The sequence below is a fragment of the Heliorestis acidaminivorans genome (genome assembly GCF_008933955.1).
Lineage (GTDB): Bacteria > Bacillota > Desulfitobacteriia > Heliobacteriales > Heliobacteriaceae > Heliorestis > Heliorestis acidaminivorans.
This window is the reverse complement of sequence record NZ_WBXO01000001.1, coordinates 356,834-371,784: the sequence shown is the minus strand read 5'-3', so window position 1 is coordinate 371,784 and position 14,951 is coordinate 356,834. Positions and strand designations below refer to the sequence as shown.

At 41.4% G+C, this 14,951-nt stretch carries 14 protein-coding genes; all 14 read left to right on the top strand.

Annotated features, from left to right (window positions below):
- The first annotated feature begins 40 nt into the window (after positions 1–40).
- The 14 genes from acpP to ffh all read left to right on the top strand — a co-directional run bounded on the left by acpP (position 41) and on the right by ffh (position 14,940).
- Positions 41–274, top strand: coding sequence for an acyl carrier protein (gene acpP / locus F9B85_RS01805; RefSeq protein ID WP_151617892.1), 234 nt, complete (start codon positions 41–43; stop codon positions 272–274).
- A gap of 135 nt (positions 275–409) precedes the next feature.
- Entirely contained in the window at positions 410–1,357 is a 948-nt protein-coding gene (locus F9B85_RS01800) for an NAD(P)H-dependent flavin oxidoreductase (RefSeq protein WP_151617890.1), read from the top strand.
- 18 nt (positions 1,358–1,375) lie between these two features.
- A complete protein-coding gene (fabF, locus tag F9B85_RS01795) occupies positions 1,376–2,617 on the top strand; it encodes a beta-ketoacyl-ACP synthase II (RefSeq protein ID WP_151617888.1) in 1,242 nt (413 codons plus the stop codon).
- Positions 2,618–2,668: 51 nt separating this feature from the next.
- Complete coding sequence (gene rnc / locus F9B85_RS01790) at positions 2,669–3,409, top strand: ribonuclease III (protein ID WP_243138028.1); 741 nt, start codon at positions 2,669–2,671, stop codon at positions 3,407–3,409.
- Complete coding sequence (locus F9B85_RS01785) at positions 3,406–4,512, top strand: radical SAM protein (protein WP_151617887.1); 1,107 nt, start codon at positions 3,406–3,408, stop codon at positions 4,510–4,512. The genes rnc and F9B85_RS01785 overlap by 4 nt, the downstream gene beginning before the upstream one ends.
- 61 nt (positions 4,513–4,573) lie before the next feature.
- Positions 4,574–4,834 carry a stage V sporulation protein S gene (locus F9B85_RS01780; protein WP_151617886.1) on the top strand — a complete coding sequence of 87 codons (261 nt, stop codon included), beginning with the start codon at positions 4,574–4,576 and terminating at the stop codon, positions 4,832–4,834.
- Between the two features lie 163 nt (positions 4,835–4,997).
- Positions 4,998–8,582 carry a chromosome segregation protein SMC gene (gene smc, locus F9B85_RS01775; RefSeq protein WP_170270087.1) on the top strand — a complete coding sequence of 1,195 codons (3,585 nt, stop codon included), beginning with the start codon at positions 4,998–5,000 and terminating at the stop codon, positions 8,580–8,582.
- A 12-nt stretch (positions 8,583–8,594) separates the two neighbouring features.
- On the top strand, positions 8,595–9,521 hold the full coding sequence (gene ftsY, locus F9B85_RS01770; RefSeq protein ID WP_151617884.1) for a signal recognition particle-docking protein FtsY: 927 nt from the start codon (positions 8,595–8,597) through the stop codon (positions 9,519–9,521).
- A gap of 92 nt (positions 9,522–9,613) precedes the next feature.
- A complete protein-coding gene (locus F9B85_RS01765; RefSeq protein ID WP_151617883.1) occupies positions 9,614–9,814 on the top strand; it encodes a 2-hydroxymuconate tautomerase in 201 nt (66 codons plus the stop codon).
- Positions 9,811–10,608, top strand: coding sequence for an S-methyl-5'-thioadenosine phosphorylase (mtnP, locus tag F9B85_RS01760; protein WP_151617882.1), 798 nt, complete (start codon positions 9,811–9,813; stop codon positions 10,606–10,608). Before F9B85_RS01765 ends, mtnP begins: the two co-directional genes overlap by 4 nt.
- A 17-nt stretch (positions 10,609–10,625) precedes the next feature.
- Positions 10,626–11,660 (top strand): S-methyl-5-thioribose-1-phosphate isomerase, encoded by a 1,035-nt coding sequence (gene mtnA, locus F9B85_RS01755; protein ID WP_151617881.1) that lies wholly within the window; start codon positions 10,626–10,628, stop codon positions 11,658–11,660.
- 19 nt (positions 11,661–11,679) lie between these two features.
- On the top strand, positions 11,680–12,999 hold the full coding sequence (locus tag F9B85_RS01750; protein WP_151617880.1) for an amidohydrolase: 1,320 nt from the start codon (positions 11,680–11,682) through the stop codon (positions 12,997–12,999).
- A gap of 204 nt (positions 13,000–13,203) precedes the next feature.
- Complete coding sequence (ylxM, locus tag F9B85_RS01745) at positions 13,204–13,572, top strand: YlxM family DNA-binding protein (protein WP_151617879.1); 369 nt, start codon at positions 13,204–13,206, stop codon at positions 13,570–13,572.
- A 9-nt stretch (positions 13,573–13,581) separates the two neighbouring features.
- The gene (gene ffh / locus F9B85_RS01740) at positions 13,582–14,940 is read left to right on the top strand and encodes a signal recognition particle protein (RefSeq protein ID WP_151618373.1); all 1,359 of its coding nucleotides are present in this window, start codon (positions 13,582–13,584) and stop codon (positions 14,938–14,940) included.
- Positions 14,941–14,951: the final 11 nt, after the last annotated feature.

Sequence of the window (14,951 nt, the reverse complement as noted above, 5' to 3'; positions counted from 1 at the left end):
GAACTAATAATGAAATGAGTAACTGAAGGAGGTGAATTAGGTGTCAGCAAATATTTTCGAAAAAGTTAAAGCTATCGTTGTGGAACAGTTGGGAGTAGACGAGGAAGACGTCAACATGGAGACCTCTTTCGAAGATCTTAACGCCGACTCTTTGGATGTTGTTGAATTGGTCATGGCGCTAGAAGAGGAGTTCGATATTGAGATCCCCGATGAAGACGCCGAAAAGATCAAAACCATCGGTCAGGCTGTAGAATACATTAAAGAAAATCAATAATTTGTACCAAGAAAATGATGAAAGCCTAATTCGGAAGTCCCGTAAGCATTACGGGGCTTCCTTCCTATAAAGAGGTACCATCGTATGCTCAAATAGCCTAGCTTTTTTCTTGGACAACCATTGGGGGAGTAACGGGTGAATCTACCAGAACTGAAAATTGGTCACCTTACAGCTAGAGTACCAATCATTCAAGGTGGAATGGCTGTAAAGATATCTATGGCTCCTCTTGCGGCTGCTGTAGCAAATGAAGGTGGCATAGGTCTAATAGCGGCAACAGGTCTAACAGATGAAGAATTACGTCAAGAGATTCGTAAAGCCAGGGAGTTAAGCGACGGGATTATCGGTATTAACTGTATGTTTGCAGCAAAAGTATTTGCTCAACTAAGCAAAACAGCAATTGAAGAAGGTATCGATCTTATTGTAGCTGGTGCAGGATTCTCTAGAGATATCTTTCAGTGGGGGAAGGATTCGAATACACCTATCGTCCCTATTGTTTCTTCGGCAAGATTAGCTAAGCTCGCCGAAAAGATGGGTGCTGCCGCTGTCGTAGTAGAAGGCAAAGAAGCTGGCGGTCATTTAGGCACTGATGAATCTATGAAAAAAATTGTTCCTGAAGTAGTATCAGCCGTAAAAATACCTGTTATTGCGGCCGGTGGTATTATTGATGGTAAAGATATTGTAGAAGCTTTCCAAATGGGTGTTCAAGGCGTACAGATGGGTACACGTTTTGTAGCAAGTGATGAGTCTAGTGCGGCCGAAGCTTTCAAAGAACTCTACCTTCAATCAAAACATGATGATGTAATACTCATTGATAGCCCCGTCGGCTTACCCGGTAGAGGTCTCAAAAACTCTTTTTGGCAGAAGCTTGAAGACGGTACCGATCTCGCCCCAGAAAACTGTATCGGGTGCTTAAAACATTGCTCAAGGCGCTTTTGTATTTTAGATGCTCTCAACCGGGCTCAACAAGGCGATTTAGAATTCGGTTTAGTTTTCTCAGGCGAGGACGTGGAAAAGATTAAGGAAGTCTTACCTGTAAAAGAGATCTTCCGCAGACTATTGCAAGAAGTGGAAGACTATTCCTAAGGAGTGTGTAGACAGAAGATGAATAAACGTGTAGTCATAACGGGTCTAGGTGTAGTTTCACCTGTTGGAATTGGCAAAGACTCTTTTTGGAACTCCCTTATTGCAGGCGAGTCTGGAACTGGTCCTGTTACCCGTTTTGACGCTAGCGCCCTGCCGACTCAGGTTGCCGCTGAAGTCAAAGACTTTGAACCGACCCGCTATCTCGAACGTAAAGAAGCACGACGGATGGACCGCTTTGCACAGTTTGCTGTGGCCGCTTCCAAAATGGCTTTAGAAGATGGTAAGATTGAACAAGAAAAAATAGATTTGGAGCGCGTTGGCGTTATCCTTGGTTGTGGTATTGGTGGTATGGAGACTTTCGAAGACCAAGCCAGAGTACTTTTTGAAAAAGGTCCTGGTAGAGTTAGTCCATTCTTTGTACCTATGATGATTTCTAATATGGCTGCTGGTCATATCTCCATGCAATTAGGTTTAAAAGGTCCTAGCGAGACTGTAGTTACTGCTTGTGCTTCTGCTACTAACGCTTGTGGTAGTGCTTTTCGCCTTGTACAACGGGGTGAATGCGATATGATTTTGACAGGTGGTACGGAAGCTTCAATTGAGCCTCTGGCCTTTGCTGGTTTTTGTGCCATGAAAGCTATGTCGACTCATAACGACGATCCTAAGAGAGCTAGTCGTCCTTTTGACAAAAGTCGTAGTGGTTTTGTCATGGGTGAAGGCGCAGGCATCTTGCTCTTTGAAGAATTAGAGCATGCTTTAGCTCGAGGTGCTCATATCTATGCAGAAGTAGTTGGTTACGGATGTACTAGTGATGCCCACCATATTACCGATCCTGCTCCAAATGGTGAAGGTGCCGCTAGAGCTATGGCAAAAGCCCTCAAAGATGGGGCCGTTAAACCAGAAGAAGTAAGCTACATCAATGCTCATGGTACAGGAACAGAAAAGAACGATTACTTTGAAACTATGGCCATTAAGACCATTTTTGGCGATAAAGCCAAAGAGATCGCTATTAGTTCAACCAAATCGATGACAGGGCATTTATTAGGAGCTGCTGGTGCCATCGAGTTAATGGTTGCGGCTTTAGCTATTGACAATAATATAGTGCCACCTACGATTAACTTAGAGGAACCTGGTGAAGGTTGCGACCTAGACTATGTGCCCAATGAAGCACGCAAATTAACAGTAGACATAGCAATCTCCAATACTTTCGGTTTTGGAGGCCATAATGCTACACTAGTTGCTCGCAAATACAGAGACTAGTCAATTAAGAAGACCCCGAACCCATACGGGTTAAGGGGTTTTTTTTTCGAGGTGATTTTATTGAACCATCGAGGTAAAAAAAGTAATGCAAGTTGGCCTGCCGACTTGGCAACTATCGCAGGTGTCGATAAAGCACAAAGAAAACTTCTCGAAATAGCTCTTACGCACCCTTCTTATGTCTATGAAAACAGCCGCCTGCCTCAAGAGCACAATCAACGCTTAGAGTTTTTAGGTGACGCTGTACTTGGTTTAGTTGTGGCAGAAGAGCTTTACAAACAATACCCTCATTGGTCAGAAGGAGAACTATCTCGATATAGAGCTGTTATTGTCTGTGAGGCTAATCTTGCCTCAGCGGCTCGTAGAATTGGCTTAGGAAATTGGTTAAAGCTTGGCAAAGGTGAAGAAGGCAGTGGTGGTCGCGATCGCACTTCTAGCTTAGCTGATGCTTTAGAAGCATTGATAGGCGCTTCTTATTTGGCAAGCGGTATAGATGCTGCTCGTAACTTGGTGCTGACGCTTTTTGGAGACAAGTTAGAAAAGCTACCTGAAAAAAGTGGACTAGATCACAAGACAACTTTACAAGAAATTATTCAGAAAAATGGTCAAGCCCAAATTGCCTATCGAATACTAGAAGAATCAGGGCCTGATCATAACAAACTTTTTAAAGCTGGTGTCTATCTAAACGGAAATTTGCTTGCCTCCGGGCAAGGCAAGACTAAGAAAGAAGCAGAACAGAAAGCAGCGGGTCAGGCTTTAGAAGAGATTAAAGGCAATGAAAAAACCTTGTCATGATTATTCCAATTTTTTTACCGCAAATCGGCTGTCCTAATCATTGTATCTATTGTAATCAAGAAGATTTAACAGGCACTAGGGGCTTGCCAAGAAAAGAAACTATCGATCAAACTGTTCAAGCTTACTTAGCTAGCTCTAATCAACGACAAAAAGCAGATCAAACTGTAGAGATAGCTTTCTATGGTGGTACTTTTACAGCTTTGCCAGAAGCTACTCAAGCAAAACTTCTAGACTACGCATCTTCATGGATAGAAAAAAGATTAGTTCATCACTTGCGTATTTCTACACGCCCTGATTATGTAGATCTTTCTACGGTACGACGGCTCTCCACTTATGGTGTAGCCATTGTAGAAATCGGAGCGCAAACTATGAATCCAAAGGTATTGCAAAATATTTATCGTTTTCACAAGCCGCAAGCTACTGTGCGAGCCATAAAGCTTTTGAAACAAGAAGGAATAACAACAGGTCTTCATCTAATGACAGCTTTACCTGGTGAAGATGAAGCAAGTGCACTGCTTTCCCTAGAAGAGTCTTTACATCTTAAGCCGGACTTTTTACGTATTCATCCAACTCTTGTTCTTAAGAACAGTTTGCTAGAGAAAAAATGGCGGACTGGAGCTTATCAGCCTTGGAGCTGGGGAAGAAACTTACGTTTGTTAACGAAAATGGCTTTACTTTGTGCTCGGCACAAGATACCTGTATATAGGTGGGGTCTTATGCCAGGGGAGCTATGCCGTAATAGTTATCTAGCTGGTCCTTATGCTCCTGCTCTTGGAGAATGGGTGAAGCGTTCTTTAGCTTTTCACTATGTAGCTTCTTTACTAACAATTGCATTGTCCTCTAAAGAGCCGGGACTTTCTCAACTTACTCTTTCTGTCCCCCAAAAAGATCTTTCATTAGTCAAGGGACAAGGCAGCTGGCTACTTCGACATTGTAATAGCCTTAGCGACATTATTATAACGTCTTCTACCCACCAAAAAGAAGAAAGAAGTCTAAATCTACCCAACTACCTACCTTTTCATGGCGACTGGCATATTCAAAAAAATGGCGAAAAATTATTCTTTCTTACACAAGAGGAATTTATAGCCAATTGGCGAATATAATGTTGTCGTAGTTGTAGTTCTAGCTATATACATGAATGAGGTAATAAGGAGGGAATTATTGGTGGAAGGCTTAAAAGTATCTGCACAATCTAATCCCAAATCAGTAGCAGGCGCATTAGCCGCTATTCTTCGCGAAAAAGGCCGTGCTGAGATTCAAGCTGTAGGAGCAGGCGCTGTAAATCAGGCTATTAAAGCTATTGCTATAGCCCGTGGTTTTGTAGCTCCTAACGGCATCAATCTCGTGACAATACCGGCTTTTGTAGAGATTGCTATTGAAGGGGAAGAAAGAACAGCGATCAAATTTATTATCGAACCACGATAAGGTGATGACTAATATTTTTGTATAACCTAATAGAATGGGTAAACCTAATAGGAAGCCTGACCAACTGCTCACAGTTCTGTGAGCAGTTCTTTTTTTACTCTGCTTGTTCCTTTCCGCGGGCCTGTGCTACAATGGGAGAGGAATTTTTCGGGAGGAATTGGCATTGGTTTTAAAAAGAATTGAGCTCAATGGATTCAAATCTTTTGCCGATAAAACAGAGATCCTCCTTTCTCCTGGCGTTACAGTTATCGTGGGACCTAATGGATCCGGTAAGTCCAATGTCTCCGATGCCATACGCTGGGTTTTAGGTGAGCAAAGTGCACGCTCTTTACGAGGCTCTAAGATGGAAGACATAATCTTTGCTGGCTCAGAGCGACGTAAACCGGTAGGTATGGCAGAAGTATCAATTCATGTTGATAATGATCAAGGTCTTTTACCCCTTGATTATAGAGAAGTCCTCGTAACACGAAGAGTTTATCGCTCTGGTGAGAGTGATTTTTTATTAAATCGAAGCACTTGTCGTTTGCGCGATATTCATGAGCTTTTCGCCGATACTGGCTTAGGTCGAGAAGGAATCTCTATCATCGGTCAAGGCCGTGTTGATGAAGTGCTTTCGTCGCGTCCTGAAGATAGGCGAACATTTATTGAAGAAGCTGCTGGAATAGTCAAGTATCGTAATCGCAAAAATGAAGCACTTAAAAAGATGGAAGATACACAAAATCATATTATAAGAGTCGAAGACATCATTGATGAACTTGAAAAACAATACCTTGCGATGACAGAACAAGCTGCTAAAGCTCGTCTCTACCAAGAGCTAGAAAAGAAAATCAATCAACTTGAACAAAGAGTTGCGCTGACTGATTACAAAGAAGTAAAAATCAAAAAAGCTCAACTTCAGCAGTCTTATCAAAAACAGCAAGAGGGCCTTTTGGGAAAAGAAAGTGCTTTTGTTAAATTTGAACAAGAAGAAAGCACCCTGTCTTTACAATTAAAAAAAGCTGAAGAAGCCTTGTCTACTATACGACAAGAGAAACAGGCCCAGTCGGAGCAACTATTAAAACTCAAAAACGAATTAGCTCTTTTAGAAGAGAGAAGCAAAGGGCTAAAGGCACAGAAAGAGATGCTCCAAAAAGAACTTAGCCAGAACCAAGAAACTTTAACAGAGATTCTTAGAAGAGAAGAAAATGATCTAGCAAAAGAATCAAAAGTAAATAAACGATTACAGACTTTAGATCATGAACTTAAGGATCAGCAGAAACTAGGTGAATCGTCTAGAGCACAGGTCTTTCAGATAGAACAAAAGATTACGGAAGTAACATTAAGAGCGCAGAAAAGAGATGAAGAAGCTGAAGTTATACAGCGACAGCTTCATGAAATAGAGATAGCCTTAACTCGCCAAGAAGAACAATCTAAAACTTTAGAAGAATCGATTTCCTTTTCACTTGCTCGTATGGCTGAATGGGAAGAAGAATATAGTCGATGCCAAGAAGAGCAAGAAAAAGTAGTTCAAAAAGCAAAGCGTCTTGAAGAAGAAGCTAAGCAGACAAAAGAGAAACTGACAGCTATCCAGATAAAAGGGGAAGACATAGAGAACAAGCTTACAGAAACGATGCGTCGATGGCAAGAAATTTCAGCACGAATTAAAGCTCTTGAGCATATGGAACGTTCTTATGAGGGCTTTAACAAAGGCGTCAAAGAAATTATGACAGAAGCAAAAAAGCATCAAAGCTCTTTACAGGGGATCTGTGGGCTAATCAGTGAGCTTATTGAAGTACCATTAGGCTTGGAAATTGCTTACCAGGTAGCTTTGGGATCGTCTATGCAGAACATTGTTGTAGAAGATGATCGCTCAGCGCAAATAGCTATTGAATTTTTGAAAAAATACAAAAAGGGAAGGGCTACCTTCTTACCTCTTAAAAGTCTACAAGTATACACAGGACCTGGGAAAGAATTTCTTCAAGAACCTGGTGTGATTGGTTGTGCCGCCGATCTGATTCAATTTGATAAGCGCTATGATAAAGCGGTACGCTTTCTATTAGGTCGAACTTTGATCTTTGAAGACTTGACAAGAGCACTTGCTTTTGCACGACAAAAGAAAAGTAACTATAAGCTTGTAACACTAGATGGAGAAATTCTACAGCCTGGTGGTACTGTTACTGGCGGAACTTTAAGTCCTCAGGGAGGCCAAACTTTTCTACGTCGACGAGAGCTTACTATGTTAAAAGAAGAAGAAAGAAAACTATCTCTAGTGATTGCTAGTCTCAAACAAAGTCGAGAAGAAGTGCGGGAAGAACAACAGAAGACAGCAGAGCAATCAATGCAACTTGAAAAAGATCTAACAGCCTTACAATTCGATAGATCATCAAAAGATGCTGAAATGTTAGGACTACAAAAATCTTTAGCAAGAGAACGACAGCAGATAGAAGAGCGACTCAAAGAGCAAGGTAACTGTCAAGAGACGATGACTAGGCTATATAGTGATAGAAATCGTTTAGAAGGAAAGATCAAAAACCTCTTTAGTCTCAAAAAAGAGCTGGAGCAGACCTATCAAGAGCTAAAAAAACAAATAGAAGAACTTCGAAAAAAAGGCGACGATGAAAATAAAGTTCTAACAGAAAGACAATTAGAAAGAGCAAGACTTGAAGAAGAACAGAAAAGCCTTGCTGTATCATTACAAATCTTAAGAGAAAGTAAAGCAAAATTACATGAAGAAGCAGAACAAAAAAAAGAAAAAGATCAAGAATGGGCAGAATTGCTGTGTAATTACGAGAAAAGAGCTCAAGAACTAGAAGCCAAGGTATTTCAGGGGATTTTACAAGAAGAGACTCTTGTAGAGCAAACAAAGCAGTGTCAACAAGTCTATGACAGCCTGCGTGAAGAAGTAGAAGTTTTACTTAATAAAAAGAAACCTTTACTAGCTGAAATTACAGCCCTTAATAAAGAATTGCATCAGATAGAAATTGCCTTAACAAAAGTAGAAACAGAAGAAAAGGCACTTCTCCTTAAGTTTCAAGAAAAATGGGCCATTACTGACGAAGCAGTTATGACACAAGCAGAAGAAGATGAAATAGATCGCAAAGCATATCAAAAAGAGATTGCTACTGCTAAAATATCGCTAAAAGAACTTGGTACAGTTAACATGCTAGCTATCGAAGAAGAAAAGAATTTGCAAGAGAGAATATCTTTTCTTCATCAACAACATGAAGATCTGAAAGCGGCTCAAGATAGTCTAGAGCAAGTGATTACAGAAATAGAAGAGATTATGATCCAGCGTTTTGGACAAGCTTTTGACGAAATCAATGAACATTTTCGCTATACTTTTTCTGAGCTTTTTCAAGGTGGACAAGCAGAATTAATTCTTACAGATCCAGACAATCTTTTAGAGACAGGTATTGACATGGTAGCTCAACCACCTGGCAAAAAGAGAGTACCCTTGTCCTTACTTTCAGGTGGAGAAAGAGCCTTAACAGCTATTGCCCTGCTCTTTGCTTTACTTAAGACTAGACCGAGTCCCTTTTGTGTCTTAGATGAAATCGAAGCAGCCTTAGATGAAGCTAATGTATCACGTTTTGCTAATTACCTAAAAAAACTATCACAAAAAAGCCAATTTATTGTTATCTCTCATCGTAAAGGAACGATGGAAGCGGCAGACTACCTTTATGGTGTAACCATGGAAGAAGGCGGTGTGTCTAAACTTATTTCCGTTAAGATGACTGATCGCGATGATGGTATAGATGCAGTTAGTTAGAGGAGGCGCCATATGGGTTTTTTTGATCGATTAAAAGAAGGCTTAAGTCGAACACGACAGAACCTCGTTCAAAAAGTAGAAGAACTAGTAACAGGAAGACAACATATTGATGAAGAGCTTTATGAAGAGCTTGAAGAAGTCTTAATTAGTGCCGATGTAGGTGCTGAAATGGCATTAGAAATGGTAGAAAGACTGCGAAAGAAAGTAAAAGAACAAAAAATTAGCGATCCCTCAGAGCTAAAAAATCTGCTTCAACAGGAGATCGTAGCTTTATTAGGACAAGAAGCTGTGCCTGTTAAGATAGAGCAAAAACCAACTGTTGTTTTGGTAGTAGGCGTTAATGGTGTGGGGAAGACTACAACTATTGCCAAGCTAGCCCATCGTTGGAAGTCAGAAGGTCGTAAAGTGTTACTAGCGGCCGGTGATACATTCCGTGCTGCCGCTATTGATCAATTAGAGATTTGGGGTCAACGAGTTGGTGTTGATGTTATTCGCCATCAGGAAGGTTCTGATCCTGGTGCTGTTGCTTATGATGCCGCACAAGCCGCGATTAGTCGTGGTGTTGATATCCTCATCGTCGATACTGCAGGACGGTTGCATAATAAAAACCATCTTATGAGCGAGCTTTCCAAAGTAGGTCGTGTCTTAGATCGGGCACTTCCTGGAGCTCCCCATGAAATCTTACTGGTCTTAGATGCGACAACAGGTCAGAATGCTGTAACACAAGCGCGCTTATTTGGTGAAGCTGTAGGAGTTAGTGGGTTGGTGCTCACAAAACTTGATGGAACAGCCAAAGGCGGTGTCATCTTAGCCATACAAGGAGAACTTAGTGTTCCTGTTAAGTTCATCGGTATTGGAGAAGCTATGGACGACCTTCGTGTCTTTGAACCACAACAATTTGCCAAAGCTCTTTTTGGGCAAGAGGAGACAGGGGAGTAAGGCTATATAGCTTAAGTAAAAAAGCTCTCTTCTTTCACTTCCAGCACCAAAATAACAATAACAATGTTATAGAAAAGGAGATTTGATTCAAAATGCCAGTTGTACAAATTACGATGTTAGAAGGACGATCAGAAGAACAAAAACGTGAGCTAGCCAAAGCGATTACGAAGGCTCTTGTCGACACTTGTGGTGCTAAGCCAGAGTCAGTAATCATGACTGTCTTAGATGTGTCTACAGAAAACATTGCTCTAGGAGGAGAGTTAATTAGTGACCTAAGGAGGAAATCCTCTTGAGCGTAAAAATTGCAATTATTGGCGGTACAGGTGTCTATGACCCTACTATGTTAACAGACTTAAGACAAGTTGAAGTTGATACTGTTTACGGTAAAGTTGCCATCAAAGTAGGTCGTTATCAAGAAAAAGAAGTGGCCTTCCTACAACGTCATGGAGAAGGTCACTCTGTTCCACCTCATCTTATTAATTATCGAGCCAATATTTTAGCGCTGAAAAAGCTTGGTGTTCGCCAGATTATTGCTACAGCCGCTGTAGGCTCTTTAGATATGAAGCTAGAAGCAGGTCATCTCGTTGTTGTTCATGACTTTTTAGATTTCACTAAAGTAAGACCTACTACCTTCTTTGATGGTGGAGAAGCAGGCGTTGTACACACTGATTTTACTTACCCCTACTGCCCAAGACTCCGCAATGTACTCTTAGAAGCAGGGCGTCAAGAGAGCTTAACTATTCATGACAGTGCTGTTTATGTTTGTACAGAAGGACCTCGCTTTGAGACACCAACAGAGATTAAGATGTATCAGAACTTTGGAGGTCATCTTGTTGGCATGACTAGCGTTCCGGAAGTCTTATTGGCAAGGGAAGCGGAGATATGTTACGCTACTGTAGCTATGGTTACGAACTATGGCGCCGGTATCTCACCACAACCGCTGACGCACATGGAAGTTCTAGAAGCCATGGATGCTAACAAAGAAAATATTAAGTCCTTGGCTATGAAAACGATTGAGTTATTGCCGACTGATGATGATTGCGAATGTCACCATGCTTTGGCTGACTTTGGCGGTTTTAAGCTTTAAGGAAAGGAAGTTTTTCATTGGATGCGATTCGCTGGCATGAAGACCACTTATTACTGCTAGATCAGACCAAACTCCCTCTTGTCGAAGAGTACATTGAATGTTGGGATCATCATATCGTAGCCAGAGCTATTAAGATTTTGCAAGTACGTGGGGCCCCAGCGATTGGTGCTGCCGCCGCTTTTGGTGTAGCTTTAGCAGGCCTTAATTATACTGGTGATTCTGTTGAAGAATTTGAAGCAGAAGTTCATCAAGCAATTGACGACCTAGCCAAAACAAGGCCTACAGCTGTTAATCTTTTTTGGGCTCTTACGCGCATGAAGTCTTTTCTGGAAAGCACTAGAGGCACATCCATAACAGATCGACAACAGTCTCTGCTAGCTGAAGCACAAGCTTTGTTGGCTGAAGACAAGGCTATGAATGAACAAATGGGCCAATATGGTCAAGAGCTAATTCCTGAAAGTGCTGGTATACTCACCCATTGTAATGCTGGTGCTTTAGCAACAGGTGGTTTTGGTACAGCCCTAGGTGTGATTAGAGCGGCCCATCAAGCGGGTAAAGAAATTTCTGTTTTTGCTGATGAAACAAGACCGTTATTGCAAGGTGCTCGATTGACTGCCTGGGAATTGATGAAAGATGGTATTCCAGTCACTTTAATTACCGATTCCATGGCGGCTTATGTAATGAAACAAAAGCTTGTGGATCTAGTCATTGTAGGAGCAGATCGAATTACAGCTAATGGTGATGTAGCTAATAAGATCGGTACTTATGGTTTGGCTGTATTAGCTAAAAATCACGGTATCCCTTTCTATGTAGCGGCGCCCTTTTCTACTTTCGATCTCTCCTTGCAAAGTGGTGATGAGATACCTATTGAAGAAAGAGATCCTGAGGAAGTACGGACATTAGGTGGAACTACAACAGCACCTCTGGAAGTACCAGTATATAACCCATCCTTTGATGTAACGCCTAATGAATACATTACTGCTATTATTACCGACCGAGGTGTTATTCAAGGGCCTTATACTGAGAATATAGCTAAGCATATGAAGTCCTAAGCTACTGGAGGTGAATAAGTTGAGCAGAATCTTAATTCAAAATGCTACCATTATTCCTATGACTTCAAAAGAAGATATCTTTCAAGGTCATATCTATATTGAAGATGGAAAGATTGTTCGTCTTTATAACAAAAGGGAAAGAGAAGAAGTTTCTTTTCCGCTAGAGATGACAGACTTAGAAATTATAGATGGTCAAGACAAAGTAGTTATACCTGGCCTAGTGAACGCTCATACTCATGCTGCTATGACTCTCTTTCGGGGCTATGCTGATGACCTTCCTTTAATGGAATGGCTTAATGATGCCATATGGCCTGCTGAAAAAAAGCTAACAGATGAACATGTCTACTGGGGAACTATGTTAGCCATTGCCGAGATGCTCAAAGGTGGCATTACCGTATTCGCCGATATGTACTTTTTCATGGACCAGGTGGCCAAAGCAGTCTCCGATAGCGGCATACGAGGTCACTTAAGTCGTGGTATGATCGGCTTTGGTCCAACATCAGAGAAAGCACTTGTTGAATCTGAAGAATTTTATCGAAAGTGGCATGAAGGTGCTGATGGCAGAATTCGCGTCTGGTTAGGACCTCATGCACCTTATACTTGCCCACCTGATTACCTGCAGAAAGTAATGGCCCTAGCCGATCGTCTTGGAACAGGCTTGCATATCCATTTGGCAGAAACGAAAAAAGAAGTAGAAGATATTCAAAAAGAGCATGGCCTGAGACCAATTGAACTTATGAATAAGATTGGACTCTTTGAACGTCCTGTCTTAGCCGCTCATTGTGTTCATCTTACGGAAGAAGAAGAGAACATACTGGTTGAAAAAAAGGTAGGTATTGCTCATAATCCGGAAAGCAATATGAAATTGGCTTCCGGCATTGCACCTATTGAGAGTTTGCGACAGAAAAAAGCAATTGTAGGTCTGGGAACAGACGGTGCGGCCAGTAATAACAACCTTGATCTAATAGAAGAAATGCGACAAGCCACTTTCTTGCAGAAAGTAAACCTCCTTGATCCTACAGCCTTACCAGCTTATGATACTTTAGCTATGGCCACTATTGGTGGTGCCAAAGCATTAGGTTGGGATCATGAGATTGGGACTTTAGAAGTAGGTAAAAAAGCGGACTTAGCTGTGATTGATATGAAGCAACCTCACCTTTATCCTGTCCATGATCCTGTGGCTCATCTGGTCTACTCTGCCAAGGGATCTGATGTGCATACAGTTATAGTAGACGGCAAGGTATTAGTGCGAGCAGGAAAACTTACGACAATGAATGAAGAGCAGATTATGACAGAAGCACAGAAAGCGGCTGTAGTTTTAACTAGCAAAGAGGGCTAAATTGCACTCAGTATAGGAAAACTGCAGAGACGAAGATAGGGTAGAGGAAATATTTAGCCAGAGTATTAGTGCTCTGGCTTTGCTCCTTTTTCTGATTTTTTCTTATGTTAAGCAAAAATCCTTGACAGTAGGGGCTAGACGTAGTAAAATCAATAACGGTCAAGCACGTGTCAAGGTATTTAGCTTGACAACTGAGGGATCAGTATGATGGAAGAGTCCACTTTAGATAAACTGATCAGAATGAACTTGCTTGTTGACTTTTATGGTCAGCTTTTAACGGAAAGACAGCGGCAGGTCCTTTCTTACTATTATGAGGATAATCTCTCTTTAGGGGAGATTGCTAATGAACTAAAGGTTTCTCGACAAGCTGTTTTTGATTTATTGAAGAGAGTAGAGAAATTATTAGAAGGCTATGAAGGTAAGCTTGGTCTCGTCAATCGCTGGCAAACAGAACGTGCCAAATTGTTACAAACAGTTGGAGAGATGAAAGAAGCTCTAGCGAAACGAGATTGGAATAATATAGAGAATGCGGTTCAATCTTTTGCCAAAATGGTAGAAGAGGGGAGGGTTTAAGGTATGGCTATGTTTGAAAGTCTTGCGGAAAAGTTGCAAAGTACCTTCAAAAAGTTACGAGGCAAAGGTAAAGTTTCTGAAGCTGATGTAGCAGAGGCCATGCGGGAAGTTCGGATGGCCTTACTAGCCGCCGACGTTAATCTTAAAGTAGTTAAAAACTTTGTGGCTAAAGTAAAAGAGCGCGCAATTGGCCAGGAAGTTTTAGATAGCTTAACGCCAGGTCAGCAAGTTGTTAAAGTTGTACATGAAGAACTTGTTGCCTTGATGGGTGGTACTTCATCCAAAATTAATATGTCTCAAAAACCACCTACAGTCATTATGTTGGTAGGCCTTCAAGGTGCTGGTAAAACTACTTCTGTTTCTAAGCTAGCTTTATATTTGCGCAAGCAAGGAAGAAAGCCACTTATGGCCGCTTGTGACGTTTATCGTCCTGCGGCAGTAAAGCAGTTGCAAGTCCTCGGTAATCAACTGGACATTCCTGTTTTCTCCATGGGCACAGGTGTTAATCCAGTAGATATTGCACGCGGTGCTATGGAAAACGCTATTGCTACAGGCCGTGATACGCTTTTACTAGATACAGCAGGCCGTCTTCACATCAATGAAGAGCTCATGGGTGAGCTCAAGAATATCAAAAGCACTGTAAAACCTCATGAGATACTCTTAGTCGTAGATGCCATGACTGGTCAAGATGCTGTTAATGTAGCTGAGACTTTCCATGAACAACTTGGTTTAGATGGTGTTATCTTAACTAAGCTAGATGGTGACGCTCGTGGTGGTGCTGCTTTATCGGTAAAAGCAGTAACAGGCTGTCCTATTAAATTTGTCGGTCTTGGTGAGAAAGCAGAAGCGTTAGAACCTTTCCATCCTGATCGTATGGCTTCTAGAATCCTCGGTATGGGTGATGTTTTAACGCTCATTGAGAAAGCCCAAGCTTCCATGGATACTCAGATGGCTCGCGATATGGAGCAGAAGCTTCGTAAGGCTGAATTTAACTTTGAAGACTTTCTTGTACAGATGCAACAGATGAAAAAAATGGGACCGATTGATCAAATTCTCGGTATGTTGCCTGGTATGGGGAACATGAAAGCACTAAAAGATGTGCAAGTTGATGACAAAGAAATGAAGCACATTGAAGCGATTATTCTTTCCATGACACAAGAAGAGCGGCAGAACCCTCAGTTGATCAAAGATAGTCGCAAACGTCGTATTGCGCGAGGATCAGGAACATCGGTACAACAAGTGAACAATTTATTGAAAACTTTTGATCAAAGTCGTAAGTTAATGAAGCAATTTTCTGATATGCGAGGCGGCGGCAAAAAAGGTAAGAACAAAGCTAAAGGTATGTTTAAGATGCCTTTCTTTAAGTAAAACCTATTAAG

Excerpts from the sequence above, each read along its gene's own strand:
- fabF (WP_151617888.1), top strand. The coding sequence starts at position 1,376 with ATGAATAAACGTGTAGTCATAACGGGTCTAGGTGTAGTTTCACCTGTT.
- F9B85_RS01785 (WP_151617887.1), top strand. The coding sequence starts at position 3,406 with ATGATTATTCCAATTTTTTTACCGCAAATCGGCTGTCCTAATCATTGT.
- ftsY (WP_151617884.1), top strand. The coding sequence starts at position 8,595 with ATGGGTTTTTTTGATCGATTAAAAGAAGGCTTAAGTCGAACACGACAG.
- F9B85_RS01765 (WP_151617883.1), top strand. The coding sequence starts at position 9,614 with ATGCCAGTTGTACAAATTACGATGTTAGAAGGACGATCAGAAGAACAA.
- ylxM (WP_151617879.1), top strand. The coding sequence starts at position 13,204 with ATGATGGAAGAGTCCACTTTAGATAAACTGATCAGAATGAACTTGCTT.
- ffh (WP_151618373.1), top strand. The coding sequence starts at position 13,582 with ATGTTTGAAAGTCTTGCGGAAAAGTTGCAAAGTACCTTCAAAAAGTTA.